Annotated in this window: 19 protein-coding genes and 1 tRNA gene; 9 read left to right on the forward strand and 11 right to left on the reverse strand. The window is 70.2% G+C overall.

Translation table 11 applies throughout. From position 1 onward, the window contains the following. The first annotated feature begins 79 nt into the window (after positions 1-79). The 6 genes from CSC65_RS12785 to CSC65_RS12810 all read left to right on the forward strand — a co-directional run bounded on the left by CSC65_RS12785 (position 80) and on the right by CSC65_RS12810 (position 11,050). Entirely contained in the window at positions 80-1,717 is a 1,638-nt protein-coding gene (locus CSC65_RS12785) for an FMN-binding glutamate synthase family protein (protein WP_162410952.1), read from the forward strand. A gap of 194 nt (positions 1,718-1,911) precedes the next feature. Beyond that, positions 1,912-1,986: transfer RNA gene (locus tag CSC65_RS12790), tRNA-Val, on the forward strand. 189 nt (positions 1,987-2,175) lie between these two features. Then, complete coding sequence (locus CSC65_RS12795; protein WP_162410953.1) at positions 2,176-3,996, forward strand: sensor histidine kinase; 1,821 nt, start codon at positions 2,176-2,178, stop codon at positions 3,994-3,996. Further along, positions 3,993-4,436, forward strand: a complete 444-nt coding sequence (locus CSC65_RS12800) for a response regulator (RefSeq protein ID WP_162410954.1) — start codon at positions 3,993-3,995, stop codon at positions 4,434-4,436. The genes CSC65_RS12795 and CSC65_RS12800 overlap by 4 nt, the downstream gene beginning before the upstream one ends. A gap of 2 nt (positions 4,437-4,438) precedes the next feature. Beyond that, on the forward strand, positions 4,439-5,950 hold the full coding sequence (locus tag CSC65_RS12805) for a sensor histidine kinase (protein ID WP_162410955.1): 1,512 nt from the start codon (positions 4,439-4,441) through the stop codon (positions 5,948-5,950). A 102-nt stretch (positions 5,951-6,052) separates the two neighbouring features. Then, positions 6,053-11,050 (forward strand): alpha-2-macroglobulin family protein, encoded by a 4,998-nt coding sequence (locus CSC65_RS12810; protein ID WP_425501366.1) that lies wholly within the window; start codon positions 6,053-6,055, stop codon positions 11,048-11,050. Between the two features lie 288 nt (positions 11,051-11,338). Here the strand turns inward: CSC65_RS12810 and CSC65_RS12815 are convergent, their stop codons facing one another. Further along, a complete protein-coding gene (locus CSC65_RS12815) occupies positions 11,339-12,652 on the reverse strand; it encodes an alpha/beta hydrolase (protein ID WP_162410956.1) in 1,314 nt (437 codons plus the stop codon). Between the two features lie 197 nt (positions 12,653-12,849). Here CSC65_RS12815 and CSC65_RS12820 point away from each other — a divergent pair, with 197 nt between their 5' ends. After that, complete coding sequence (locus tag CSC65_RS12820) at positions 12,850-13,680, forward strand: alpha/beta hydrolase (RefSeq protein WP_202922880.1); 831 nt, start codon at positions 12,850-12,852, stop codon at positions 13,678-13,680. Between the two features lie 51 nt (positions 13,681-13,731). On the opposite strand, the gene cspE is transcribed toward CSC65_RS12820, so the two are convergent. The 6 genes from cspE to CSC65_RS12850 form a co-directional block, all read right to left on the reverse strand. After that, a complete protein-coding gene (cspE, locus tag CSC65_RS12825) occupies positions 13,732-13,938 on the reverse strand; it encodes a transcription antiterminator/RNA stability regulator CspE (RefSeq protein ID WP_162410957.1) in 207 nt (68 codons plus the stop codon). A gap of 133 nt (positions 13,939-14,071) precedes the next feature. After that, positions 14,072-14,821 (reverse strand): S-methyl-5'-thioinosine phosphorylase, encoded by a 750-nt coding sequence (locus CSC65_RS12830; protein ID WP_202922883.1) that lies wholly within the window; start codon positions 14,819-14,821, stop codon positions 14,072-14,074. Beyond that, positions 14,818-15,402 (reverse strand): hypoxanthine-guanine phosphoribosyltransferase, encoded by a 585-nt coding sequence (locus tag CSC65_RS12835; protein ID WP_162410959.1) that lies wholly within the window; start codon positions 15,400-15,402, stop codon positions 14,818-14,820. Before CSC65_RS12835 ends, CSC65_RS12830 begins: the two co-directional genes overlap by 4 nt. A 56-nt stretch (positions 15,403-15,458) precedes the next feature. Then, positions 15,459-16,460: a beta-N-acetylhexosaminidase gene (gene nagZ / locus CSC65_RS12840; protein ID WP_162410960.1), complete on the reverse strand. Its 1,002-nt coding sequence runs from the start codon at positions 16,458-16,460 to the stop codon at positions 15,459-15,461. Positions 16,461-16,663: 203 nt separating this feature from the next. After that, on the reverse strand, positions 16,664-17,350 hold the full coding sequence (locus CSC65_RS12845) for a DsbA family oxidoreductase (protein WP_162410961.1): 687 nt from the start codon (positions 17,348-17,350) through the stop codon (positions 16,664-16,666). Positions 17,351-17,506: 156 nt separating this feature from the next. Next, positions 17,507-18,022, reverse strand: coding sequence for a CYTH domain-containing protein (locus CSC65_RS12850; protein WP_162410962.1), 516 nt, complete (start codon positions 18,020-18,022; stop codon positions 17,507-17,509). Between the two features lie 192 nt (positions 18,023-18,214). Here CSC65_RS12850 and CSC65_RS12855 point away from each other — a divergent pair, with 192 nt between their 5' ends. Both CSC65_RS12855 and CSC65_RS12860 read left to right on the forward strand, forming a co-directional pair. After that, the gene (locus CSC65_RS12855) at positions 18,215-20,281 is read left to right on the forward strand and encodes a GGDEF/EAL domain-containing response regulator (protein WP_162410963.1); all 2,067 of its coding nucleotides are present in this window, start codon (positions 18,215-18,217) and stop codon (positions 20,279-20,281) included. 46 nt (positions 20,282-20,327) lie between these two features. After that, positions 20,328-21,995, forward strand: a complete 1,668-nt coding sequence (locus CSC65_RS12860) for an acyl-CoA dehydrogenase family protein (RefSeq protein ID WP_162410964.1) — start codon at positions 20,328-20,330, stop codon at positions 21,993-21,995. Between the two features lie 132 nt (positions 21,996-22,127). Here CSC65_RS12860 and CSC65_RS12865 read toward each other — a convergent pair whose 3' ends face one another. From CSC65_RS12865 to CSC65_RS12880, 4 genes are all read right to left on the reverse strand, one after another. Next, positions 22,128-23,894, reverse strand: coding sequence for an ABC transporter transmembrane domain-containing protein (locus CSC65_RS12865; RefSeq protein ID WP_162410965.1), 1,767 nt, complete (start codon positions 23,892-23,894; stop codon positions 22,128-22,130). Then, positions 23,894-24,496, reverse strand: a complete 603-nt coding sequence (locus CSC65_RS12870; RefSeq protein WP_162410966.1) for an IMPACT family protein — start codon at positions 24,494-24,496, stop codon at positions 23,894-23,896. The genes CSC65_RS12865 and CSC65_RS12870 overlap by 1 nt, the downstream gene beginning before the upstream one ends. Positions 24,497-24,558: 62 nt before the next feature. Continuing rightward, positions 24,559-25,569, reverse strand: coding sequence for a hypothetical protein (locus tag CSC65_RS12875; RefSeq protein WP_162410967.1), 1,011 nt, complete (start codon positions 25,567-25,569; stop codon positions 24,559-24,561). Further along, positions 25,566-26,123: an RNA polymerase sigma factor gene (locus CSC65_RS12880; RefSeq protein ID WP_162410984.1), complete on the reverse strand. Its 558-nt coding sequence runs from the start codon at positions 26,121-26,123 to the stop codon at positions 25,566-25,568. Before CSC65_RS12880 ends, CSC65_RS12875 begins: the two co-directional genes overlap by 4 nt. Positions 26,124-26,238 lie beyond the last annotated feature (115 nt).

A 26,238-nucleotide genomic window follows, 5' to 3' on the forward strand; every position in this document is an offset into this window, starting at 1 on the left:
GCCCGGAAGCGGCGGTATTGCTTCGTTCCGGTCGGCCCGCGGCTAGACTGGATCGGGTCCGGTCCACGAGGGAGCAGGGATGAGCCGTTACTCGGCCTATGCGGCCAGCTGGCTGCTGTTGCTGGTGTCGATGCCGCTGGCCTTGCGCTGGCCCGGCTGGTGGTGGGGCGTGGTGATCGCTTTGCTGCTGGTGCTGCTGGGGTCGTGGGACCTGTTGCAGACCCGCACCACGTTGCGCCGCAACTATCCGATCCTTGCCCACTTCCGCTACGGACTGGAATCGGTCGGTCCGGAGATGCGCCAGTACTTCATCGAAAGCGATACCGCCGAGGCCCCGTTCTCGCGCCAGCAAAGGACGCTGGTCTACCGCCGCGCCAAGAACGTGATGGACGTGGTCCCGTTCGGCTCGCTGCAGGACGCCTATGCGGTGGACTACGAATGGATCAACCACTCGCTGGCGCCGACCGAAATTCCCGACCACGATTTCCGCGTGGTGGTTGGTGCCGCTTGCGCGCGGCCGTACTCGGCCAGCGTCTTCAACATTTCGGCGATGAGCTTCGGTTCGCTGTCGGCCAATGCGGTGCGCGCACTGAACGAAGGCGCGCGGCGCGGAGGTTTCTACCACGACACCGGAGAGGGCTCGATCTCGCCCTATCACCTGGAAAACGGTGGCGATCTCGTGTGGGAGATCGGTTCGGGCTACTTCGGCTGTCGCGACGAAGCCGGACGCTTCGATCCGGCGCGTTTCGCCGAGCAGGCCGCGCGGCCGCAGGTGAAGATGATCGAGATCAAGCTCTCCCAGGGCGCCAAGCCCGGGCACGGCGGCGTCCTGCCGGCGGCCAAGGTCAGCGCGGAGATCGCGGCCACGCGCGGCGTGCCGATGGGGATCGACTGCGTTTCGCCAGCCCGGCACGCGGCCTTCGACACGCCGATGGGGCTGCTCCGGTTCGTGGCCCGGCTGCGCGAGCTCTCCGGCGGCAAGCCGGTCGGGTTCAAGCTGGCCATCGGCCACCCCTGGGAGTGGTTCGGCATCGCCAAGGCGATGGCCGAGAGCGCAACGTCGCAGCCGGAATGCCTGCCGGACTTCATCGTCGTCGATGGCGCCGAGGGCGGAACCGGCGCGGCGCCGGCCGAGTTTATCGACCATATCGGCGTGCCGATGCACGAAGCGCTGCTGCTGGTCCACAACACCCTGGTCGGGCTGGACCTGCGCGACCGGGTGCGGGTCGCGGCGGCCGGCAAGATCACCAGTGCCTTCGACATCGCGCGCACCCTGGCGCTCGGCGCGGACTGGTGCAATGCGGCGCGCGGCTACATGTTCGCGCTGGGTTGCATCCAGTCGCTGAGCTGCCATACCGACCGCTGCCCGACCGGGATCGCGACCCAGAACCCGCACCGCTGGAAGCACCTGGACCCGGCCGACAAAGCCACTCGCGTCCACCAGTTCCACGACAACACCCTGCGCGCGTTGCGCGACCTGCTGTGCGCATCGGGGCTGGAGCATCCCTCGGACCTGGGGCCGGAGCACATCCTGCGCAGGGTGTCGCCGGTGGAGATCCGTTCGCTGGCGGCGCTGTACCGCTACCTGCGCCCGGGCGAACTTCTGCAGCGTATTCCCGAGCATGCCGTCTTCCACGATTTCTGGGCCGAGGCCCGCAGCGACGCGTTCTGTCCCCCGGCCCGGGTCGATGCCCTGCGCCGGAGCAAGGCCAGCTGAACGCGGAAGGGGCAAGGCGAGGGCGATGCCGACGACGACGCCGGCCGTGCAGCGGTGGCGCCTGCACGCACACGCCACGGGGCATGCGCCTAAACCCTCCGAAAGCACGCCCAGACGCCTCTGCGGCGTTGACCGGATCGCCACGCCCCATTAACATGCGCACCCGCATCAAGGTGCGGCTGATCCAGATTTCCGGGCGGTTAGCTCAGCGGTAGAGCATTGCCTTCACACGGCAAGGGTCACAGGTTCGATCCCTGTACCGCCCACCACATTCCAGGCCTGCACATGCGGGTGCTGTCGGAGAGGCCGGCCCTGCCGGCCTTTTCTGTTTCAGGCTCCCGCCCGTGCAGCCGGCCTCATCCCGCCGCGGGGGACGCGGATCCTGACAAGGCCGATGCCAGCAGGCATCATCGGGCGGTACCGGCCGCACAACGGCCCGCCAGCGGAGACCCCGAGCATTGCGGCAGGACAGCCTCACCATCACCTATGTCCGCTGGCGCCTGCCCCTGCTGGTATCGGCGCTGGTCCTCATCCTGCTGGTGCCCTACCTGCTGATCCGGCAATGGACCGAGAACAGCCAGGAGGCCGACCGCTGGGTCCGCCACACCCAGCAGGTGGAATCTTCCACTCATAGCCTAGAAGCGATGATCCGCGAGCTCGATTCGATCGGCTTGGCCCTGGGCAGCGGCAGCAGCAATCCGCGACTGCGCCAGCGCCTGGAGGAAACCCTCGCGCGGATCGATCCGCAGCTGAGGCAGCTGACCGAACTGAGCCGCGACAACCCCGGGCAGCAGATCCTCATCGGCCGCCTGCAGACCCTGATCGAGCGTCGCATCGACGTGGCGAGGCGGCTGAGCATGGGCGTGACCCCGGCCGAACGCCTGGACCTGATCGACGAGCTCTACGGCAAGTACCAGGTCCGCGACCTGTTCACGAATTTCATGGCCAATGAGCGTTCCTTGCTGGTCGAACGCAGCGCCTATGCCGACCGGCAGCGCGAACGCGTGCGCTGGCTGGGCCTGGCTGCGCTCATGGCCCAGCTGACGCTCATGGGCGTGGTCATCTACCTGCTGTACCGGATGGAGCAACGACGGGCCGATTCGGAGGGCGAGGTGCGCCAGGCCAGTGCGCGGGCGTTGGCGGTGGTGCAGACGGTGCGCGAACCGATCGTGCTGCTGGACCGCGAACTGCGCGTGCTGATGCACAACACCGCCTTCGCCGAGCTCTACGCCGACGAGGACGGCGACGAGCATTACGAGCGCCTGGACGAGATCGGGCACGGCGCCTGGCGCGACCCGGTGATCCGCCAGCGCCTGAGCGAAGTGCTCGCCCGCGGTCGCGAACTATGGGATTTCGAACACGTCCAGCGCACTGCCGACGGGGTCAGCCGGACCATGCTGCTCAACGCCCGGCGCATGCAGTTGCCCGATCGCGACGACGACGTCGCGCTGATGACGGTCAGCGACATCAGCGCACAGAAGGCCGCGCAGCACCGGATCGGCGAGCTCAACCGGCAGCTGGAGGGCAAGATCGAACAGGTCACCGAGGTGAATCGCGAACTTGAAGCGTTCAGCTATTCGGTGTCCCACGACCTTCGCGCCCCGCTGCGCCATGTGGCAGGATTCGCAGACAAGCTCTCGCGCCACCTCGGCGACGGGATCGACGAAAAGGGGACGCACTACCTGGAGGTGATCGGCAGCTCCGCGCGGAGGATGTCGACCCTGATCGACGACCTGCTGGTCTATTCGCGCCTGGGCCGCAACGCGATGAAGCTGCAGGCGGTGGACATGCAGTCCCTCGTCCACGAGACGCGGGCGATGCTGGATGCGAACCGGCAGGCCGACGCCGCCGAAGGCGTCGCGGCGCACCGGATCGACTGGCGAATCGCGCCTTTGCCGGTGCTGGTGGCCGACGAGAACATGATGCGGCAGGTGTGGCTGAACCTGCTGGGCAACGCGGTCAAGTACTCCGCCCGCAGGGAACCGGCGGTGATCGAAGTCGCTTGCGAGGTGCAGGAGGACGGCGGCCACCACTTCAGCGTCCGCGACAACGGGGTAGGTTTCGACATGGAGTACGCCGGCAAGCTGTTCGGGGTGTTCCAGCGGTTGCACAAGGCCAGCGACTATCCGGGCACCGGCATCGGCCTGGCCAGCGTGCGCCGGGTCGTGACGCGACTGGGCGGCAAGGTCTGGGCCGAGTCGGTCCCGGACCAGGGTTCCACCTTCCACTTCGTCCTGCCTCCGCAGGACAATATTTCAACGGGCGAAACCTTCAAATGAGCACGATCCGCACCATCCTGCTGGCCGAAGACAATGCCGCCGACGCCGAAATGGCCATCGATGCGCTGCGCGAGGCCAACCTCGCCAACCCGATCGTCCACGTCGAGGACGGGGTGGAGGCGATGGAGTACCTGCTCCGCAAGGGCGCGTACGCAAACCGCACCGACGAGGAGCCGGCGGTGCTGCTGCTCGACATCAAGATGCCGCGCATGGACGGGCTGGAAGTGCTGCAGCGCATCCGCGCCGACGACAAGCTGCGGCGCATCCCGGTGGTGATCCTGTCGTCCTCGCGCGAGGAAAGCGACCTGGCGCGCAGCTGGGACCTGGGCGTGAACGCATACGTGGTCAAGCCGGTGGACGTGGGCCAGTTCTTCGGCGCGGTGAAGACGCTCGGCAAATTCTGGGCGGTCATCAACGAAGCGCCCGGCGGCGAAGGCTGACGATGGCGCCGTTGCGGGCGATCAGCACCGAAAGGCGGTTCCGGGTCCTGTTCGTCGAGGATTCGCCGGAGGACGCCGAGCTGCTGCAGATGCAGCTGGAGGACGCGGGCCTGGATGCGGACTTCATGCGCGTGGACGAGGAGCCGGCGCTGCAGCAGGCGCTGGCCACGTTCCATCCGGACATCGTCCTGTCGGACCTGTCGATGCCGGGCTTCTCCGGGCACGATGCGCTGCGGATCGTCCGTGCGCATACGCCGCACCTTCCTTTCATCTTCGTCTCGGGCACCATCGGCGAGGACGTTGCGGTGGCGGCCCTGCACGAGGGCGCCAACGATTACATCCTCAAGCACAGCAGCGCGCGCCTGCCGGCGGCGGTGGAGCGCGCCCTGCGCGAAGCGCGCCTGGAGACCGAGCGCGCGCGCGCCGAAGTCGAGCTGATGCGCAGCCAGCGGCTGGAGAGCCTGTCGTTGCTGGCCGCCGGGCTCAGCCACGACCTGCGCAACATCCTGCAGCCCCTGCTGATCGTGCCGGACCTGATCGCCCAGCGCAGCGACGACCCCCGCCTGCACCAGCTGGCCTCGGTGGTGGCCGAGTGCGGACGCCGTGGCCACGAGATGGCCGAATCGATGCTGTCGTTCGTGCGCGGCTCGCGCCGTGCCAGCGAGCGTTTCCTGCTGACGGACCTGTTCCGCGCGGTGCAGCTGCTGCTCAAGGGCAGCCTGCCGCGCGACGTGCAGCTGGAAGTGAGGCTGGCCGACCCGGCGCTGGCACTGGACGCCAACTACACCGAGCTGCAGCAGTGCCTGCTCAACCTGTGCCTCAACGCGATCCAGGCGATGCCCCAGAGCGGCCGCCTGGAACTGGTCGGCGAGGAAGCCGATGGCGGCGTGCGCCTGGTCGTGGCCGATACCGGCAGCGGCATGGATGCGCAGACCATCGCCCAGCTGTTCACGCCGTTCTTCACAACCAAGACCAGCGGTACCGGGTTGGGCCTGGTTTCGTGCAAGCGCATCGTCGAGGGCCTGGGCGGCCGGATCGGGGTGGCCAGCGTGGTCGGCGAGGGCACGCGGTTCGAGCTTTGGCTGCCGGCCCCGGTGGAGGCCGATGAACTGGACCTCGACGACGCGCCCGCGATCGCCGGGCAGGGCGAAAGGATCCTGCTGGTGGCCCGCGAAGGCGCGCGCCTGTCGCTGGTGGGCGATGCGCTGATCAGCCAGGGCTACCTGATCGACCGGGCGGCCGACGGCGCCGCGGCGCTGCGCCGATGGGCCGAGACCGGCGCGGCGGACGTGGTCGTGGTGGACAGCCGGATCAGCCTGTTCCCCGCCGAGGCGTTGCTGTCGACGATGCACGAAACCGGCTACACCGGACCGGCCATCGTGATCGAGGATGACGAGGCGCCGTTCGACCCCGCACAGGTGCCCGCTTCGATGCCCTTGCAGCGGTTGCAGCGACCGCTCGACATGCACCGTTTGTTCGAAGCGGTGGCGGCCGCACTGGCAGCCGGCGACTGACCTTCCGCGCTTCGCGGCGGCGGCCCCCGGCGTCGGCGTGACCGCACGCCGTCCTATACTCGGAGCAACGGGCAGGGAGCGCGACGCATGACGCGGACGGCAATGGACGGGCGTGGCAAGGGGTGGCGTGGCAAGGGCTGGCGTGGAACCGGCCCGGCGTGGCTGGCACGGGTGGCGATGCTGGCGATCCTGGCGGTCGCCGGATGCAGTCGCGATCCCGGCGGCCAGCTGCCCGCAGCGGGCGGCGAGAAGCTGCAGGCCCAGCGTGCCGAGGTGACCGGATTCGCACTGGTCCGTGCCTGGCCCGACCAGCAGGATGGCAGCCTGGCCCTGGCGCTGGAGTTCTCGAGGCCACTGGTCGGGACCCAGGAATTCGACCGCCTGTTGCAGGTCGAGCCGGCCGGCTCGGGCGAAAGCGGCTGGACGCTGTCCGATGATGGCAAGACGTTGCGCTATCCCTTCGTCGAACCGGCGCGCGACTACACCGTGACCGTCGCCGCCGGGCTGCTCGCCGCAGACGGCAGCCGCCTGGACGCGCCCCTCAAGAAAACGATCCATACCGGCGAGCTCGATCCGGTGGCCGGGTTCGCCTCGCAGGGCAGCGTGCTGCCGGCGCGCGAGAGCCGTGGCCTGCCGGTGGTGTCGGTGAACGTGCCGGAAGTGGACGTGGAATTCCTGCGCGTGCGCGAGTCGGAGCTGCCGCGCTTCTTCGCCCAGTTCCAGCGCGGCGGCCGTCGCGGTGGCTGGGAGCTCGACCGTGATTACGACGACCGGGCGCCGTTGCGCGAGCTGGCCGAGCCGGTCTACCTCAACCGCTTCGTCCTGGGCGGCGAGCGCAACGAACGGGTCCTCAACTACCTGCCGGTGCAGGACATCGCGGAGCTGCAGCAACCCGGCTTGTACTTCGCGGTGCTGCGCCGGGTCGGCCAGTTCAGCGACCAGTACGACACCGCGTTCTTCAGCGTCAGCGACATCGGCCTGCACGCGCGCGCCTACCGCGACACGCTCTACGTGCACACCGCTTCGCTGCACGACGGTTCGCCGCTGAAGGGCGTGGAGCTGCGCGTGCTCGACGCCAGGGGCGAGGCGGTGCTGAAATCGGCCACCGACGGCAACGGCAACGCGCTGCTGGACTACACGCTCGACGCCGGCCAGGTGCTGGTGGCCCGTCGTGGCAAGGATGTGTCCCTGCTGCCGTTCAACCAGCCGGCCCTGGACCTGTCCGAGTTCGCGGTCGGGGGACGCGCCCAGGCGGATTTCGACGTGTTCGCCTGGTCCGGGCGCGATCTGTACCGGCCTGGCGAGACGGTTCGCATCTCCGCCCTGCTGCGTGACGGTGACGGCAAGTCGCTGGCGCCGGCCCCGGGGGGCAAGGTGGGGGCGCCTGGAGCGGGCGCAGCGCAACCGTTGTTCCTGCGACTGAAGCAGCCTGACGGTCGCGTCTTCCGCGAGACCCGGCTCGAGCCGGGCGCGCAGGGGTATTACGCGTTCGAGCAGGCGATCCCGTCCGATGCGCCGACCGGTCGCTGGCAGGTGGAGTTCCGCACCGACCCGGCCGGCAAGGACGTCGTCCAGGGCATGGCCTTGCGGATCGAGGAGTTCCTGCCGGAGCGCCTGAAGCTGGACCTGTCCGCGCAGGACACGCTCAAGCCGGGCGAGCCGTTGAAGCTGCAGGCCGAGGCGGCCTACCTCTATGGCGCATCGGCCGCCGGCAACCGCTTCACCGCGAAGATGGCCTTGGCGGTCGCGCGCCAGCCGGTCGAGGGCCTGCCCGGGTTCTTCTTCGGTGATCCGACCGTGGACCTGCCACGGGAGCCTCGCGACGTACTCGATGCGACGCTCGATCCGCAGGGCCGCCTGGAGGCCTCGCTGCCGCTGCCCGAAGAAGCGGCCAAGGCCGCCACGCCGGTGCAGGTGACGATCGCCGGCAGCGTCCACGAGAGTGGGGGACGCCCGGTCAACCGCAGCCTGCAGCGCGTGCTGTGGCCGGCGCCTGCGCTGGTCGGGGTGCGCCCGCTGTTCGACGAGGCCGACGGCGCCGATGCCAATGCCGCCGCCCGTTTCGAGCTGGTGCGGGTGGATGCGCAGGGCAAGCCGCAACCGGCCAAGGGGCTGAAGGTGACCCTGGTGCGCGAGCTGCGCGACTACCACTGGCGCTACGAGGACGACGGCGGCTGGGACTACGATTTCACCCGCCGTTTCGAGAACGTGCAGACGCGCAGCGTCGATGCCGGCGCCACCGCGGCACGTTTCGATTTCCCGGTGGAGTGGGGCGAGTACCGCATCGACGTGCTCGATCCGGCGACCGGCCTGACCGCGCGCTATCCGTTCCGCGCCGGCTGGAGCTGGGGCGACGACAACCGCGGCCCGGATGCGCGCCCGGACCGGGTCAAGCTGGCCCTGGATCGCACCGGCTACCGCGCCGGCGATACGCTCAAGGTCACGGTCACGCCGCCGCACGCCGGCCGCGGCGTGCTCCTGGTGGAAAGCGACCGCTTGCTGTACGCGCACGACATCGAACTGCGCGGGCAGGACGGAAAGGCGACCGGCACGTTCGAGATCCCGGTGACCGCGGACTGGGAACGCCACGACGTATACGTCACCGCGCTGGTGTTCCGCGGCGGCTCGGCGGCCAGCCAGGTCACGCCCGCGCGTGCGGTCGGCGTGGCCCACGTGCCGATGCGGCGCGACGACCGCCGCGTCTCGGTCGGATTGAAATTCCCCGCGCAGAGCCGGCCACAGCAGGACCTGCCGGTCACCGTGAGCGTGCCGCAACTGGCTGGGCGCGATGCGCATGTCACCGTGTCGGCCACCGACGTGGGCATCCTCAACATCACCCGTTTCCCGGTGCCGGACGCCAATGCCCACTTTTTCGCCCAGCGCCGGCTGGCCACCGATGCCTACGATGTCTACGGGCGGGTGATCGAGAGTTTCGCCGGTGGAAACGCGCGCCTGCGTTTCGGCGGCGACATGGCGCTGGAGGCGTTGCCGCAGGCGCGCAGGCCGACCGCGCGGGTGCAGACCGTGGACCTGTTCTCCGGGCCGGTGAAGCTGGATGCGCAGGGCAACGCGCGGCTGAAGCTGCCGCTGCCGGACTTCAACGGCACCTTGCGCGTGTCGGCGCTGGTCTATGCCGACGACCGTTACGGCAAGCGCGACGGCGAGGCCCTGGTGCGTGCGCCGGTGGTGGCCGAGGCTGGCATGCCGCGGGTGATGGCGCCGGGCGACCGCGGCACGGTCAGCCTGGACGTGCAGAACTTCAGCGGTGCGGCGTCCGAATTCCGGGTGCGCGTGGAAGGCGAAGGACCGCTGGCGGTGGGCGAGGGCCAGCGTCGCCTGCGCCTCGACGACGGGGCCAAGGCCACGCTCGAATTCCCGCTGCTCGCCGAGCCGGGCAACACGGTGGCGCGGGTGCGCGTGCGCGTGGATGGCGGGGGGTATGCGGTGGACCGGCGTTACGACCTGCCGGTGCGCGCGGCGTGGCCAGGGGTGTTGCGTACCAGTACGCCCGTGCTGAAGGAAGGCACGCCGCTGGTGCTGGATGCGTCGCTCGCCGAAGGCCTGGTCGCCGATACGGTCAACGTGCGGCTGCGCATCACTGCCTCGCCGCCGATCCCGTTCGCCAGTGCGCTGCAGGGCCTGCTCGAGTATCCGTACGGCTGCGCCGAACAGACCACCAGCAAGGGCTACGCGGCACTGGTGATGGATGCGGCGACGGCACGGCAGCTCGGCGTGCCGGGCCTGGACCCGGCCACGCGTCGCGCGCGCCTGGAAGGCGCCGTCGGCCGCCTGGCGGCGATGCAGGCTGGCAGTGGCCACTTTTCGATGTGGGGCGGGGACAGTGGCGACACCGAGCCGGCATTGACGCCTTACATTGCCGATTTCCTGCTCGATGTACGCGAGGCCGGCTTCGCCGTGCCCGACGGCGTGCTGCAGAAGGCGCTGGACCGTCTCTCCGAAGACCTGTTGTCCGGCGGTGCGCAATTCTATGGACGCGACCATCGCGACCACCTGCGCTTCGCCAACCGTGCCTATGCCGGTTACGTGCTGGCGCGGGTCAACCGCGCGCCGCTGGGCACCCTGCGCGCGCTCTACGACCAGGAGAAGGGCGAGAGCCTGACCGGCCTGCCGCTGGTCCAGCTGGGCCTGGCGCTGGAGCTGCAGGGCGATGGCAAGCGCGGCGCGCAGGCCATTGCCGACGGGTTCGCGCGCGATCCGGACGACCGTCCAGCCTGGCTGGGCGACTACGGCAGCCGCATCCGCGACGACGCGCTGATGATCGCGCTGCTGCACGAGCGCGGGCGCGGCAATGCGAAATACGACGGGCGCGCGGTCGATCTGGCGCGCGCGCTGCAGGCACGCCGCGACGTCGACCGCGATGGCCGGCTGTGGCTGAGCACGCAGGAGCAGATGGCGCTGGCGCGCCTGGGCAAGGCGCTCGATGCCGGTGGCGGACGCACCCTGGCCGGGCGCTGGGTATCGGGCGGCGAAACCGTCGAGGTCGAACCCGTGGCGGTCTTCGCGCGCAGCCTGGACCATGCCGCGCTGGCACAGGGCGTGCGCTTCGAACCGCAGGGCGGCCCGTACTACGCGAGTGTCGAAGTGGCCGGCATTCCGCGGCAGCCGCCGGCCGAAGACCGTCGGCGTGTCGGCATCGTCCGCGACTGGTTCCTGCCCGACGGTTCGCCCTGGAAGGGCGGCACGCTCAAGGAGGGCCAGGTGCTGGTCGCGCGCCTGACCGTGCAGGCCGAGCAGGCCATGCCCGATGCGCTGGTCACCGACCTGCTGGCGGCCGGCCTGGAGGCCGAGAACCTCAACCTCGGCGACAACGCGCAGTGGGACGGCGTGCAGATCGAGGGCGTGGCCCTGTCAGATCGCGCCGACCAGGCCGAGCTGCAGCACGAGGAGTATCGCGACGACCGCTATGTGGCGGCGCTGTCGCTGGACCAGGGCGCCACCGCGCGGCTGTACTACCTGGTGCGCGCGGTCACGCCGGGCACCTACACCGTGCCGCCCCCGCAGGCCGAGGACATGTACCAGCCGACGCTGCGCGGCACCGGTGCGGCACGGCCGGCGACGGTCACGGTGACGCCGCCCTGAGTGGCACGGATTCGCTAGTCATCCCCGCCCAGGCGGGGAATGCGGTTCGAGGTTGTGATGCGGTGGCCCGGGTTTTGTGCGGCAGAGGACCGTGCTCCTCGCTCTCGTAGGAGCGGGCATGACCGCGACACCGACGCCTTCAGCACAGGCGACCCGCTAGTGGTTTCCGAGGCCGTCGTGGTCGCGGTCATGCCCGCTCCTACGGAAGTGCACGCCTCCTACGGAAGTGGCACGCCTCCGGCAGAATGGCGCCACGGTGCTGCATGCGGGCGCATGACCGGCACGGGATTACTGTGTCGTCCCCTTGGCCTCCGTCCCGGCTGCGGGTGGCGCCGATGCCGTCTGCACCAGCTGGTCCATCACTTCGTCCAGGCGCGCCTCGTAGTTTTCCGGGAACGTCCAGAACTGCAGGTCCGCTTCGTTCTGGTTGCGCTGCAGCCCGCGTTCTTCCGGCGCCATGTGGAACAGCATCTTCAGCAGCACGTCGCTGCTGACCCAGGGATGGTCGTACCAGAAGATGTGCGAACGCCGGTCCATGCCCGGCAGGTCGTCGGCGCTGGCCGAGATCAGGTCGAAGTCCAGCCGGTTGGAGGCGTCGATCATCCACTGCGCGTCTTCGGGGCTGAGTTCGGTCGGATCCGGCCTGCCGGCACGCGAGCCACGCTGGTGCAGCCGCGACAGCACCAGCACCGAGTCGCGCATGTTCACCGTGACCGTCACCCTTTGCGGATAGCCGTGGTAGACCTGCAGTTCGCTCACGAACTGGCGGAAGTCGGCATCGGGCGCGGGAAAGTAGACCTCGCCCAGCCGCGCTGACGCCGGATCGTATCCCGCGGTGGGCGTGCCCAGGATCGCCAGGCCGGGCGAGGCCACCATCGCCCCTGAGCTGTAGGCGATCACGTTGATGTGCCGGGCCCGGGTGTGCTGGCTGAGCATGCGTACGAGCTGGGCGAAAGCCGGAGCGGTGCCGCCGGCCTTGGCCACGTCGTGGGAGAAGCGCATGAAGTTCTCGGCCGACGGCCAGATGAAGGACAGCACCACCGAATTGCGCCCGGTGAAATGGCGGTACTGCGCCGCCTGCGCGGTCGCGCGGCCGACGCTGGTATTGGCGCCGTGGACGTAGATGGTCAGGTTCGGGTCGGCACTGCGCGCGAGCGCCTCGTCGACCAGGCGCAGGAAGGCGAGGGCTTCCTCGCCCGGCTCGTCCACGGAAGCGCCCGGTGCGACCGATGCCTTTTCGTCCATCGAATTGACCAGGAGCTGCGGCCGGCGCTCGGCGGAAGCATTGGTGGACTGCTCGTAAAGCCAGTCCCAGCTGCGGCCGCCACCGCCGATGCTGAGGTTGGCCACGCCCAGGTGGAGTTCGTCGCCGGGGAACACGGTGTAGGCGCGCGCGCCCGACGGACCGAAGGGCACCCGGTTGGTCGCGTAGAAGACCTGGATGTCGCTGCTGCGATCGAGGTTGGCGTTGGCGCCGAACAGGTTGTGTTCGCCGTTGAGGAACACCGCCGGTGCCGGCATCAGCCGTACCGGAGGCTGGCAGGCGGCCAGGGCGAACAGCATCAACAGGCAGGCAAGCAATCGGGTCGACGATCGGAGCATGGGAACCTCGCGTGCGTGGTACATCACTGGGCCCGCGTCCGCGCCATGCATCTGGCCCGGCAACGATGCCCCCTTGGGCGACAGCATCGGCGGGCCAGTTGTAGCAGAGCGCGCCGGCCGGCGGAACATGGGCCGGGCGCGCGGCGTGGATGGTGGCCGCCTGTATATTCGCGTTGACTGGGCCAACGGGATGACGAATGGAACGGAAGGCTGCTGTTGTCGCGCCGCACGCGCACCGGGTCGTTCGCATCGCCTGCGCATGGTTCCTGCTGCTGGCCGCAGGCGTCGCCCATGCGCGGCCCGATGCGCCGTCCGGCGAAGATCCGCAGCGCCTGCCGCCGGTGCAGGGTGAGTGCGTGGTCCTGCTGCACGGACTGGGACGGACCCATCGTTCGATGGCCCGGATCGACTGGATGCTGCGCGATGCCGGCTATGCCACGGCCAATATCGACTACCCGTCGCAAAGCCAGACGATCGAGGCCTCGGCGCGGACCGCGATTCCGCAGGGCGTGCGCGAATGCCGCGACGCCGGCGCGCAGCGCATCCATTTCGTCACCCATTCGATGGGCGGCCTGCTGCTGCGCTACTACCTCGGCAATGATCCGGTCGCAGGGCTGGGCAGGGTGGTGATGCTCGGTCCGCCCAACCAGGGTAGCGAGGTCGCCGACGCGCTGGTCGGCACCACGCTGTACGACCGGGTCAATGGCCCGGCCGGCGCGCAACTGGTGACCGGCCCGGGTGGCATCGCCGCGCGACTGGGGCCGGCGGAGTTCCCGCTCGGCATCATCGCCGGCAACGAACAGACCGCCTTCGACAGCGTGCTGGCCACGCGCATCGTCGGCGAGAACGACGGCAAGGTCGCGGTGGAGCGCGCCAAGGTCGACGGGATGGCCGATTTCCTGGTGCTGCCGGTGAACCACACCTTCATGGTGGTCAATGACGTGGTCATCGGCCAGGTGCTGGAATTCCTGCGCCATGGCCGCTTCCTGCACGAGGAAGCGGCAACCCCGGCAGCGCCGGCCGGATAAAAAAAACCCCGCCTTGCGGCGGGGTTCAATTGAAACACCTGACAGTCGCGGTCAGGCGATCGGGGTGATGTTGGAGGCCTGCGCGCCCTTGGGGCCCTGGGTCACCTCGTAGCTCACCCGCTGTCCTTCCGTGAGGGAACGGAAACCCTTGGAGTTGATCGCGGAGAAGTGTGCGAACACGTCCGCGCTGCCATCTTCCGGCGAAATGAAGCCGAATCCCTTGGCGTCGTTGAACCACTTGACGGTACCGTTGGCCATGATGCTGCGTAGTCCTTAGCGATTGACGGAATGCGCGGCGGCTGCCGCGAAGCGGAGTATGCAAAAGCCGGGGCGCGGCTGACAATCGCCCGGGGCACCGTTGCATGGGTTACCGCTAACACCGGTGGCCGGATCAGCCCCGGGCCAGCTCGGCGACCAGCTCCGGCAGGCCAGCCGACGCGGCGGCCACGTTGTCCAGCACTTCGGCCAGGGTGATCTCCTGCGCGTCGCCGCACCCGGCGGCCCAGTTGGCCACGATCGCCAGGCAGGCGTATTCCAGGCCCAGCTCGCGTGCGAGCGCCGCCTCGGGCATGCCGGTCATGCCGACCAGGTCGCAGCCGTCGCGGCGCATGCGGGCGATCTCGGCATTGGTCTCCAGGCGCGGTCCCTGGGTGGCGCCATAGCAGCCGCCGTCGACCACGCGCGCACCGGTCACCCGGGCGGCGGCCAGCAGCTTGTGCCGGAACATCGGGCTGTAGGGGTGGCCGAAGTCCACGTGCAGCGCTTCGCCTTCGCCGTCCCAGAAGCTCGACTCGCGGCCCCAGGTGTAGTCGATCAGCTGGTCGGGGCAGGCGAGCACGCGCGGGCCGTAGTGGTCGGTGATGCCGCCGACGGTGTTGAGCGCCAGCACGCGCCGGGCGCCGGCCTGCCTGAGCGCATGCAGGTTGGCGCGGTAGTTGACCCGGTGCGGCGGCAGCGCGTGACCTTCGCCGTGGCGGGCCAGGAAGGCGATGCGCGCGTCGCCGAGGCGGCCGATCCGCAAGGGACCGGAGGGCGCGCCGTAGGGCGTTTCGAAATGGCGGGCCTCCGCGTCTTCCAGCGCGGCCAGCCGATAGACGCCGGTGCCGCCGATCACGGCCAGGGCGATGTCCATGCCGCTCAGTCCTTCAGCGCGTAGATGCCCGGCAGGTTCCGCCCCTGCTCGTAGTAATCCATGCCGAAGCCGAACACGTAGCGGTCCGGCAGGTGCAGGCCGACGTAGTCGGCGCGCACGCCTTCCACGCAGCGGTCGTGGTCCTTGACCGTCAGCGCGGCGATGCGCACGTCGGTGGCGCCCTGTTCGATGCACCAGCGGCTGACCTCGGCCAGGGTGTGGCCTTCGTCGAGGATGTCGTCGGCGATCAGCACGCGCCGGCCATACAGCGACGTGGCCGGCCGGTGCTTCCAGACCAGTTCGCCGCCCTGGTTGTTGCCGCGGTAGCGGGTCGCGTGCAGGTAGTCGAACTGCAGGTCCAGCCCGCGCGCGCCCAGCTCCAGAGCCAGTTGGCCGGCGAAGGGCAGGGCGCCGTGCATCACGGTCAGGAACACCGGCACGAAGCTGTCGCCCAGGCGGTGCGGCGGCACGTCGCCGATGTAGTCACGGGCGATGGCATCGGCCATGGAGGCGATGGCCGCATCGATGGCGGGGCGGTCGACCAGCAGGTCGGACTTTTCGAGGACTTCGGCGATTAGGAGATTCGACATCGGGCGATGCTACCGGAAGAGGTGTGGAGAAGCGGAAAAGTAGGTGGCTGGCCGGGTCAGGCGACCGAGGCCGGTGGCAGGCGCGACTGCGCGCTGTCGTAGCGGGCATCGGCGAGCAGGCCGTCCCAGCCCAGTGCGCCGCGGCCGATCAGGCCAGTCAGCGCCGCGGTGTTGAGCGCGCGGCCTTCGACCGCGCGCAGTGATTCCTCGACCAGTTCCGGGTGGCAGACCAGGACCACGTCGCAGCCGGCGTCCAGGTGCGCGTCGATCCGCGACTTGACCCCGCCCGCGGAGAACGCGGCGGCCATGCCGATGTCGTCGGAGAAGACCACGCCGCGGAAACCCATTTCGCTGCGCAGGACATGCTCGATCCAGAACTTCGAGTAGCCGGCCGGCTCCGGCGCCACCGCCGGGTAGGCCACGTGCGCCATCATCACCGCGTCGGCACCGGCTTCGATCCCGGCCACGAACGGGACCAGGTCCTCTGCGCGCAGCACGTCCAGCGGACGCGGATCGATCGCGTCGTCGAAGTGGGTGTCCTCGAGCACGGTGCCATGGCCCGGGAAATGCTTGAGCGTGGCGGCCATGCCGACGCTGTGCATGCCGCGGACATACGCGCGGGTGAACGCGGCGACCACCTGCGGGTCGTCGCTGAAGGCCCGGTCGGCGATGGCGCGATTGCCGCGGGCCAGGTCGACCACCGGGGCGAAGCTCAGGTCCACGCCACTGGCGCGGATTTCGCTGGCCATCAGCCAGGCATGTTCCTGGGCCAGGGCGAGGGCGGCTTCGGGGTCGCGGCGGTACAGGGCGTCGAAGTGCTGCAACGGCGGCAGCGCGCTGTAGCCCTCGCGGAAACGCTGCACGCGGCCGCCTTCCTGGTCCACGCAGACCAGTTGCGGGCGCGGCGCGGCGGCGCGGATCGCGGCCGACAGCTCGGCGACCTGGTCGCGCGAAGCGAAGTTGCGCCGGAACAGGATCACGCCGGCGACCGCGTCGTGCTGCAGCCAGTCGCGTTCCTGCGTGGTCAGTTCGGTGCCGGCGACGCCGATCACGAGCATGCGTTTGGACTCCGGATCGCGCCGATCGCGCGCCGGGCCATTGTCGCAGATGCGGGCGGGACGCTGTGCACGGGCGTACCGTGCATGCGTCCGTTCTCCGGGGAACGGATCCGGCCTGCGACGCGAAGCCGTTCGCTGGGCCATCCCGGCCTGGATCCGGCCGTGATGGACCGGTCCCGGCAAATGTCCGCCCGGATCGGCTCCTATGCCGAGCAGCCTTCCGGTCCGCAGGCCTCACCGGAGGCAGGCGCCGGGGCGCCCTCGGCCATCGCCTGGCGCAGCGCCTGCGCGAAGGCTTCCGGAGGCTGCCCGCCTTGGATGGCATAGCGGCCGTCGATGACGAAGGTCGGCACCGCGCGGATGCCCATCGCCTGTGCCTGCGCCAGTTCGGCGCGGACCTCGGCCAGGCCCTCGTCCGTGTCGAGGACGGCGCGGACCCGCCCGGCGGCCAGCCCGCCGGCGGCACCGGCCTCGACCAGCGTCTGCGGATCGGCCAGGTCGCGGCCTTCGACGAAGTGGGCGCGGAACAACGCTTCGCCCACGAGGTGTGCGTCACCTTCGCGTGCGGCCAGCCACATCAGCCGGTGCGCGGGCAGGGTGGTCACCCGGACCTGGCCGCGGTCGAAATCCATCGGCAGTCCCTCGGCGCGCGCGGTGGCCTGGGTCTGGGCCAGGATCTGTTCGGTGCGCTCGGCGCCGCCGAACTTGGCGGCATAGGCCTGGCGCAACGGTACCGGCTCCGTGCCGGCGTCCGGATCGAGCTGGAACGGGTGCCAGTGCACCTCCAGCGGCGGGGCGGCGTCACCCAGCAGTTCCACGCCACGCTGGAAACGGTGCTTGCCGATCCAGCACCAGGGACAGACCACGTCGGACCAGATATCGATTCTCATGGCACCCAGATGGGGTCGGGGCCCTGTTCCCGCAAGGTGATCCCTGGGAGCGGGACTCGCCCCGCTGCCTCCCTTGCCCCGCGAACCGCCTTCGCGCCTTTTCGCCATTCGCCGGCGCGGCGGGTCCTGCTCGAGGAAGCGCCAGGCCCGCCAGTGTCAGCGAAGCGGCGGCTCGCGCTCGACCGGGTCCCACCGCGAGTACGGCCGTTCGGCCAGGGCCAGGTTGTAATAGCGCTGCAGGTCGGTGACCTCGATGCCGAGCCAGTCCGGGCGCGCGTAGGCCTCGTCGGCCGACGCCAGTTCCAGCTCGGCCACCACCAGACCGGCGTTGTCGCCGATGAATTCGTCCACTTCCCACAGGTGGCCGGCATGGCGGACGTAGTGGCGGCGTTTCTCGATGCGCCCACCCACGCACAGGGCAAGCAGCTGGCGGGCGTCTTCGACCGGCACGGGGTAATCGAATTCCTGCCGGGTGTGCCCCGGCTCGCGCGACTTGAGGTTGAGGAATGCGCGATCGCCTTCGATCCGCACGCGCACCGATGCCCGCTGCCCGCCGCCTTCCAGGGCCGCCAGGCTGTTCAGATAGCCTTGCGCCATCGGCTGGACCCGTTCGGCCGCCGCCCGCCAGCCATCGCCGGTGACCGTGAACTTGCGTTCGATCTCGATGCCCATGCCTCGCGTCCTCACACGACAGTCCCGCCGCTCGCGGGGCGCACATGCTAGCGCGCCCTGCGCGGGCACCGGTGACGCACGGCGGCTTTCACGCGACGCGCCATGGACGCTCCGGCGACCATCGTGTATTAAACCGGCTTCGTCCGCGCTTTCCCCCGAGCGCCCATCCCGAAGGTTCCCCTGGCCCACCGCATGCAGAAAGACACCGCGATTCGCCTGCTCATCGTCGACGACCGCGTGGAAGACGCAGAAGCGATCGTCAGTACCCTGCGCAACGGCGGCATCGCAGTACGCCCGCTGCGGCCGACCAACGCCGCCGAGCTCGCGCAGATGGTCGCCAGCCAGCCGATCGACCTGGTCGTGGCCGCCGACGCGGCCTCGATGCCGCTGGAACAGGTGCGCACCCAGGTCGCCGCCAGTGGCAAGGACCTCCCGCTGCTGCTGCTGGTGGACCGGATCGACGAGGCCGCCGTGCTCGCGACCCTGGGCGGCGGTGCCCGCGCCCTGGTTCTCAAGCACCGTCCCGAGCACCTGCTGGAAATCCTCAAGCGCGAATGGGCCGACCTGGACGCGCGCCGTGGCCTGCGCCGGCTGGAAGCGCAGCTGCGCGAGACGGAGCGCCGCTGCGACTCGCTGATCGCCTCTTCGCGCGATCCGGTGGCCTACATCCACGAAGGCATGCACATTCGCGCCAACGACGCTTACCTGGAGATGTTCGGGTTCGAATCGTTCGACGAGGTGGAAGGCATCTCGCTGCTGGACCTGGTCGGCCCGCAGCACATCGACGGCTTCAAGCAACTGCTCAAATCGATGTCCAAGGGCGAGCCGCCGCCGCCGGAATACCTGATGGAGGCGCGGCATGTCGATGGCAGCACCTTCCCGGCGAAGATGGAGTTCGTCACCGCCAGCTACGAGGGCGAGGCCTGCGTGCAGGTCGTGTTCCGGCGCCGCGAGGAACTGGACCCGGAATTGGCGCGCGAGGTCGAGGAGCTGCGCCGTCGCGACCAGGTGACCGGCTTGTTGAACCGGCCGACCTTCATGCACCTGCTCGAGGACACCGTCGCCACGATCGGGCGCGACGGCGGCCAGTACGGCTTCCTGCTGGTCGATCCGGACCACTACGCGCGACTGCTGCCGGACATCGGCCTGGACTCGGCCGACGCACTGATCGCGGCCCTGGCCGCGCGGGTGCGCACCTCCGTGGACGCCGACATCAAGGTCGCGCGTTTCGGCGAGCACAGTTTCGCCCTGCTGCTGGAGGGCAACCATGCGCGCACGCGGGCGGTGGCCGACGCCTTGCGCGAAGCCTTCGCCACCCACGTGTTCAGCGTCGGTGCGCGCTCGGTCACGGTGACCGCGAGCATCGGTGGCGTCCAGGTCGGCGAGAAGATCGCCAGCGTGCCGCAGATCCTGGCGCGGGCGAACCAGTGCCTGAATTCCGCCGTCGAACTGGGCGGCAACACGGTGCAGGTGTTCGACCCGGGCGCCGTCGACCGCGCCGAGGAAGAGCGCATCCAGTTGTGGGTCTCGCGCATCCGCGAGGCCCTGGTCGGCGAGGGTTTCACCCTGCATTACCAGCCCGTGATGAGCCTGCAGGGCGAGCCGGGCGAGCTCTACGAGGCGCACCTGCGGGTGGACGCCAACGGCGAGCTGGTCACGCCGTCGGGCTTCCTCGGCATCGCCGAGGAGCATGGCCTGCTCGGTGAAATCGACCTGTGGGTGGTGCGCCGGGCGATCACCGTGCTCGGCGAGCGGGAGCGCGCCGGTCGCCAGACCCGGATGCTGGTGCGGATCAGCCCGGCATCGTTCGCCAGCACGACCATGGCCGACCTGATCGGCCGCGAACTGGCCGCGCACGGCGTTCCAGGCGAACGGCTGTGGCTGGAGGCGCCGGAGGCGAAGGTGTTCACCCACCTGCGCAACGCCCAGCAGTTCCTGGCCGCGGTGGCGCCGATGGGTTGCCGTTTCGGGCTCGAACAGTTCGGTTCCGGGCTCGATTCCTTCCAGCTGCTGGCGCACCTCAAGCCGTCGTTCTTCAAGATCGACCCGGGCTTGACCGACGAGATGGGCAGGCCGGGCGAGGTCCAGGACAAGGTCCGCGAGATCACCACGCGCGCGGGCGAAGCCGGCATCACCACGATCGCCGAGCACGTGGAGGATGCGCAGGCGATGAGCCAGCTGTTCAGCGCCGGCGTGGACTATGTCGCAGGCGGCTTCGTCGCGCCGGTGGGCGCGGCGATGAATTTCGACTTCAGCTGAGTCCCGGAGCGGCCCCCGCGCCGCGATCCGGACCCGGAGGAGCGTCATGCGCGAGCAGGACAGGCGGGATCCGGAGACGCACGATCCGTCTCGTTTCGAGACCCACCGGGTGGATGCGCCGCCGCCGTCGTTCGAGCCGCGTGACCTGTGGGCCGACGACGTGGCACTTCGCGAGGGCATCGCGCTCGCCGGCGCGCAGGGGCATGCCGACAGCCTCCAGGCCTATGGCCGGCTTGCCGGCGACGAGCTGTACCGGCTGGGCTTCGACGCCAATCGCGACCGCCCGCGACTGCGCACCCATGACCGGCATGGCCGCCGCATCGACGTGGTCGAGTTCCATCCGGCCTACCACCGGCTGCTCGAGCAGGCCAAGGCGCACGGAGTGGCCGGCCTGTCATGGCAGGAAAAGGGCCGGCGGGCACACGTGGCGCGTGCCGCTCTCAGCTACCTGCACCACCAGGCCGAGGCCGGCACCAGCTGCCCCCTGACCATGACCCATGCGGCGGTGCCGGTGCTGCGGCGCGAGCCGGCGTTGCGCGAGTGGGCGGACAAGGCAGCAGCGCCGCGCTACGACCCGCGCGACGTGCCGGTGGCGGACAAGGCCGGGCTCACCATCGGCATGGGCATGACCGAGAAGCAGGGAGGCTCGGACGTGCGCAGCAATGCCACCACCGCCACGCCGCTGCCGGCCGGCGATGGCTACGCGCTGGTGGGACACAAGTGGTTCTTTTCCGCGCCGATGTCCGATGGTTTCCTGGTGCTGGCCCAGGCTCCCGGTGGGCTCGCTTGCTTCCTGATGCCGCGGCGGCTGGCCGATGGCACGAAGAACGCATTCCGGCTGATGCGGCTGAAGGACAAGCTCGGCGACTGGGCGAACGCTTCCAGCGAAGTGGAATTCTGCGGCGCGCAGGCCTGGCGGGTCGGCGAGGAGGGGCGTGGCGTGGCCACGATCCTGGAGATGGTGATGCTGACCCGGCTGGACTGCATGCTCGGCGCCGCCGCCGAAGTGCGCATGGCCCTGGCCCAGGCGCTGCACCATGCGCGCCATCGGCGCGCGTTCGGGCGGCGCCTGGTCGAACATCCGCTGATGGCCAACGTGCTGGCCGATCTTGCGATCGAGTCGGAGGCGGCGACGGCTTTCGCGCTGCACGTGGCCGCGGTGGTCGACGCGGCGGCCACCGACCGGGAGGCCGCCGCCTTCGCACGCATTGCCACCGCGATCGGGAAGTACTGGCTGTGCCGGCGCGCGCCGGCCCTGGTCAACGAAGCGCAGGAGTGCCTGGGCGGTGCCGGCTATGTCGAGGAGTCGATCCTGCCGCGCCTGTACCGGCAGGCGCCGCTCAATTCGATCTGGGAGGGCAGCGGCAATATCCAGTGCCTGGACGTGCTGCGCGCGCTTTCGCGCGAACCAGGCGCGACGCGGGCGCTGCAGGGCGCGCTCGAACAGGCGGCCGCATCCCATCCGCTGCTGGAACGCGAGGCGGCGGGATTGAACCAGCAGCTCGCCGCCAGCGAAGTGCCGGAAGCGCAGGCGCGCTCGTTGGTCGAGCGCCTTGCGCTGGTGCTCCAGGGCTCGGCCCTGCTCGCCGTGGGCAGCCCCCTGGCGGAGGCGTTCCTGCGCAGCCGCCTCGGCGGCGAACACGGGTTGGCGATGGGCACCTTGCCGTCGGATCTCGATTTCACCGGCATTCTTTCCCGCGCGCTGCCGGTGTAGAGGCTGTATTCAACCAATACAGGTGAAGCCGGCAGGCAGGTTTCGCCGATCCATGCAGAAGCCGGCTTCAGCTGGCGCCATGGAACATCGGCATGGGTGATGCGCCCGCGACAGCCTTCGGTGCAACGGGGATCAGTCCAGGAACTGCAGCCGCGCCAGCTCCGCATACAGGCCGCCCTGCGCGAGCAACTGTTCGTGGGTGCCTTCGGCGACGATCCGGCCCTGGTCGATGACCACGATCCGGTCGGCTCGCAGCACCGTGGCCAGGCGGTGTGCGACCACCAGCGTGGTGCGGCCACGCATCAGGTTCTCCAGCGCATGCTGCACCGCGCGTTCGCTCTGCGCGTCCAGCGCGCTGGTGGCCTCGTCCAGCAGCAGCACCGGTGCGTCCTTGAGCAGCGCCCGGGCGATCGCCACGCGCTGTTGCTGGCCACCGGACAGGCGCGCGCCGCGCTCGCCCAGTTCGCTGGCATAGCCCTGCGGCAGTGCTTCGATGAAACCGTCGGCCTCCGCGGCGCGCGCGGCGGCGCGCACCTCGTCGTCGCTGGCATCGAGCCGCCCGTAGCGGATGTTGTCCATCGCGCTGGCCGCGAACAGCACCGGGTGCTGCGGCACCAGCGCCACCTGCGCCCGCAGCGCGGCAGGATCGGTCTCGCGCAGGTCGATGCCGTCGATCCGCACCGCGCCTGACTGCGGATCGTGGAAGCGCAGCAGCAGTGAGAGCACCGTGCTCTTGCCCGCACCCGACGGGCCGACCAGGGCGACCGTCTCGCCGTGGCGCACGTGCAGGTCGAAGCCCTGCAGCGCCGGCGCATCCAGCCGTTCGGGGTAGTGGAACATCACCTGCTCGAAGCGGATGTCGCCCTGCAGCGGCGACGGCAGCGCGACCGGCCGGGCCGGCGTGGCGACCTGCGGCTGCTCCTGCAGCAGTTCGGAGATGCGGCCCATGCCGCCGGCGGCGCGCTGCAGCTCGTTCCACACTTCGGCCAGCGCGCCCACCGAGCCTCCGCCGATCAGCGCGTACAGCACGAACTGGCCGAGCGTGCCCGCGGTCATCGTGCCCTCGATCACCTGGTGCGCGCCGGACCACAGGACCAATACGATGGCGCCGAATACCAGCACGATGGCGGCCGCGGTGACCATGGCCTGCGCGCCGATCCGCCGCCGCGCAGTCGCCACGGCGACGTCCAGCGCCGCGCCAAAGCGTCCGCGTTCGTAGGGTTCGCGGGCGTAAGCCTGGACCGTGCGCACCGCGCCCAGGGTCTCGGCGGCCAGTGCGTTGGCATCGGCGACGCGATCCTGGCTCGCACGCGAGGCCTTTTCCAGCCGGCGCGCACCCAGCACGATCGGCAGCACCGAAAGCGGGATGCCGACCAGCGAGTACGCAGCCAGGTGCGGGCTGGTCACGAACAGCATCACCAGGCTGCCCACCACGGTCACGCTGCTGCGCAGGGCCACCGACATCGTCGTGCCGATCACGCTGCGCAGCAGTTCGCTGTCGGCCGACAGGCGCGAGACCAGCTCGCCGCTGCGGCTGCGGTCGTGGAACGCGGGATCGAGTCCGATCAGGTGCGCATAGAGCTGGCTGCGCAGGTCGGCGACCACCTTTTCGCCGAGCAGCGACACGAAGAAGAAGCGCGCCGCGGTCGCCGCTGCGAGCACCACGGCGACCACGAACAGCAGGCCGAAGGCCTGGTTGATCTGGGTGCCGCCGCCGAAGCCGTGGTCGATCATGTAGCGCACCGCCACCGGCAGGCTCAGGGTCGCGCTGGAGGACACGGCCAGCGCGACCAGCCAGGCGCCGAACAGCCCGCGGTGGCGGCGTACGAACGGCGATAGCGTGCGCAGGCTTCCAAGTCGGCGCATGCGGCCGTCGCGTTCGTTGTCGTTCTCGGCCATCAAGGGGTCTCCGGGTGCTGCGGAATGTGGAAGCGGACGCGGTCGCGGGTGGCGTCGCGCAGCCTCCGCTGGAGGGCATCGACCTGCGCGGCGGGCAGGCGCAGTGACAGGTGCGCGCCGTCGGTCTCGAAGCGCTCGCCGGTTTTCTCGGCCGCATGCGCGGGCAGCGCCGCGTGCACCAGGCCCAGGTCGTCGAACGCGCAGGCCAGCCCGAGGTCGGCCATCGCCACCAGTGGCTGGCGAGGAGCGATGCGCAGGCATTCGGCGGCCGTGCCGCCGTACGCGCGCACCAGTCCGCCAGCGCCCAGCTTGATCCCGCCGTACCAGCGGGTCACCACCACGGCGATCCGGTCGTAACCCTGGCCGTCGATCGCCGCCAGGATCGGGCGTCCAGCGGTCCCGGCCGGTTCGCCGTCGTCGCTGGAGCGGTAATCCTGGCCGATCCGCCACGCCCAGCAATTGTGGGTGGCGTCGGGATCGGAGACCCGCGCGACGAACTGCATGGCCGGCACCGGGCCATCCACCGCCTCGGCGTGGGCAAGGAAGCGGCTGTGCCGGACTTCGAGCAGGTGCGTGGCCGGGGCGGCGAGGGTATCGGTCATCTCTGCGCGCATTGTAGCCGCCGGGTCCGCTGCCGCCGGCGCGCTGTGGCACCCGATGGAGCTCAGGGCGCGAGCAGGCGCAGGTCGTCGGGCAGCGGCACGTCCGGATGGGCGGCGACGAAGCGCGCCATGCTGGCCCGCGCGAGTTCCTGTTCGCCACGGCCGACGCGCTCGCGGATGCGCTGCAGCCACTGGGTGGCCGGCAGGCGGGCGTCAGCATCGATCATGGCCGTTGCCGTGGCCAGCGATAGGCCCGCCGCGTCGGCGGCGACGGCCTGGGGCGGATCTGCGGCGAAACCGTCATCGGCCGACGCGGCACGGGCGCGCTCGGCGGGTATCGTGCCGGCCGCTGCACCCATGTCCGCGACCGGGGCTGGAGGAGCAGGCGGTGAGGGTTCCTGATAAACGTCGGTCGGGCGCGGTTCGGCCACATCCACCGGCGGTGCGGCGAGGGGGGGCGGCCAGGCGGCGGAAGGCGCCGCAGCCATCTGGCGGGCGGCCTTCTCGGCACGCTGGCTGGTCCGCTGCGACGCGGCGGCGACCGCTGCCTGCTGGGCGCGTGCCTGTTCGGCCTCGGCAGCGGCCCGGGTCTCGGCCTGGCGGGCAGCCTTTTCCTGGCGCTGGTCCGTCCGCTCGCGCGCCGCGGCCACGGCCACGCGCTGTTGCTCTGGCGGTGCCTGCCTGGTCGATGGTTCAGTCATCGGTGCAGGCGGCGGAGCCATTTCGGCAACGGGCGCGGTGGCGGGGCGCGAGGCTGCGTTCTCCGCTTCCGGCGGCTGGATGGATACCTCGTTCCGCACCGGCGCCGGAGCGGGCAGCGGCGGTTCGCGCAGCTGCCAGGCGACGCCGACCGCCAACGTCACCGAGGCGGCCAGGCCCAGCGTGGCCGGCCAGCGCAGTCGGCGGCGACGCGGCGCGGACACCTGCGCAGGGCGCGAAGACGCACGCGCGGCGGCCAGGATGCGTGCGTCCAGTCCCGCCGATGGCTCGGCCAGCTCGCTGTCGGCCAGCAGGCGTGCCAACGCGCGCTCTTCCGGGTCCAGGGGTTCGTGGCGTTCGTGCTGCGGATTCATGGGTTCAACCTCGCGCGCAGCTTGTCCAGCGCATAGCGCAGCCGCGATTTGACGGTTTCCCGGCCGACGCCGGTGATCTGCCCGATTTCCTCCAGGCTCAGTTCCTGCTGCAGGCGCAGCAGCACCGCCTCGCGCTGTTCTTCGGGCAGTTCGTCGAGTGCCTGTTGCAGGGACTGGCGCCCTTCCTCGCGTGCCGCCACGCGCTCGGGATCGTCCGGGTCGGCCAGGGCGGCCACGCGCAGGTCCGCGTCGATCGGCGCCGCGGGCCGGTGGCGTTGGGCGCGCCAGTGGTCGTTGAGCCGGTTGTGCGCGATCCGGTACAGCCAGGTGGAAAACGCGGCCTCCGGCTTCCAGCCCTCGCGGGCGGCGATCACCCGTTGCCAGACGTCCTGGTAGACCTCTTCGGCCTGGGGCCGGTCGCGCAGCTGGCCGAGCAGGAACCGGAACAGGGGGCCGCGGTGCCGCGCGTACAGGGTTTCGAACGCGGCCGCTTCACCGCCTGCCCAGGCGAGCATCAGCGCTTCATCGGTCGTCTCGGCCACGGGCTGGTCCATGGCCACCAGACTACGGTTCGGCGGGCGCGGCGCAAGCGGTTGCCGGGCGATGGCCGGCAAGGCCGCCATGCGCGGCAGGGTGCAGGGGAACGACATGCCATGAACAACGCCCGGG

Origin of the sequence: Pseudoxanthomonas daejeonensis (assembly GCF_010093205.1) — a bacterium.
Taxonomy (GTDB): Bacteria; Pseudomonadota; Gammaproteobacteria; order Xanthomonadales; family Xanthomonadaceae; genus Pseudoxanthomonas; species Pseudoxanthomonas daejeonensis.

Excerpts from the sequence above, each read along its gene's own strand:
- CSC65_RS12785 (WP_162410952.1), top strand. The coding sequence starts at position 80 with ATGAGCCGTTACTCGGCCTATGCGGCCAGCTGGCTGCTGTTGCTGGTG.
- CSC65_RS12800 (WP_162410954.1), top strand. The coding sequence starts at position 3,993 with ATGAGCACGATCCGCACCATCCTGCTGGCCGAAGACAATGCCGCCGAC.
- CSC65_RS12805 (WP_162410955.1), top strand. The coding sequence starts at position 4,439 with ATGGCGCCGTTGCGGGCGATCAGCACCGAAAGGCGGTTCCGGGTCCTG.
- CSC65_RS12810 (WP_425501366.1), top strand. The coding sequence starts at position 6,053 with ATGGACGGGCGTGGCAAGGGGTGGCGTGGCAAGGGCTGGCGTGGAACC.
- CSC65_RS12815 (WP_162410956.1), bottom strand. The coding sequence starts at position 12,652 with ATGCTCCGATCGTCGACCCGATTGCTTGCCTGCCTGTTGATGCTGTTC.
- CSC65_RS12820 (WP_202922880.1), top strand. The coding sequence starts at position 12,850 with ATGGAACGGAAGGCTGCTGTTGTCGCGCCGCACGCGCACCGGGTCGTT.
- cspE (WP_162410957.1), bottom strand. The coding sequence starts at position 13,938 with ATGGCCAACGGTACCGTCAAGTGGTTCAACGACGCCAAGGGATTCGGC.
- CSC65_RS12835 (WP_162410959.1), bottom strand. The coding sequence starts at position 15,402 with ATGTCGAATCTCCTAATCGCCGAAGTCCTCGAAAAGTCCGACCTGCTG.
- nagZ (WP_162410960.1), bottom strand. The coding sequence starts at position 16,460 with ATGCTCGTGATCGGCGTCGCCGGCACCGAACTGACCACGCAGGAACGC.
- CSC65_RS12845 (WP_162410961.1), bottom strand. The coding sequence starts at position 17,350 with ATGAGAATCGATATCTGGTCCGACGTGGTCTGTCCCTGGTGCTGGATC.
- CSC65_RS12850 (WP_162410962.1), bottom strand. The coding sequence starts at position 18,022 with ATGGGCATCGAGATCGAACGCAAGTTCACGGTCACCGGCGATGGCTGG.
- CSC65_RS12855 (WP_162410963.1), top strand. The coding sequence starts at position 18,215 with ATGCAGAAAGACACCGCGATTCGCCTGCTCATCGTCGACGACCGCGTG.
- CSC65_RS12860 (WP_162410964.1), top strand. The coding sequence starts at position 20,328 with ATGCGCGAGCAGGACAGGCGGGATCCGGAGACGCACGATCCGTCTCGT.
- CSC65_RS12865 (WP_162410965.1), bottom strand. The coding sequence starts at position 23,894 with ATGGCCGAGAACGACAACGAACGCGACGGCCGCATGCGCCGACTTGGA.
- CSC65_RS12870 (WP_162410966.1), bottom strand. The coding sequence starts at position 24,496 with ATGACCGATACCCTCGCCGCCCCGGCCACGCACCTGCTCGAAGTCCGG.
- CSC65_RS12875 (WP_162410967.1), bottom strand. The coding sequence starts at position 25,569 with ATGAATCCGCAGCACGAACGCCACGAACCCCTGGACCCGGAAGAGCGC.
- CSC65_RS12880 (WP_162410984.1), bottom strand. The coding sequence starts at position 26,123 with ATGGACCAGCCCGTGGCCGAGACGACCGATGAAGCGCTGATGCTCGCC.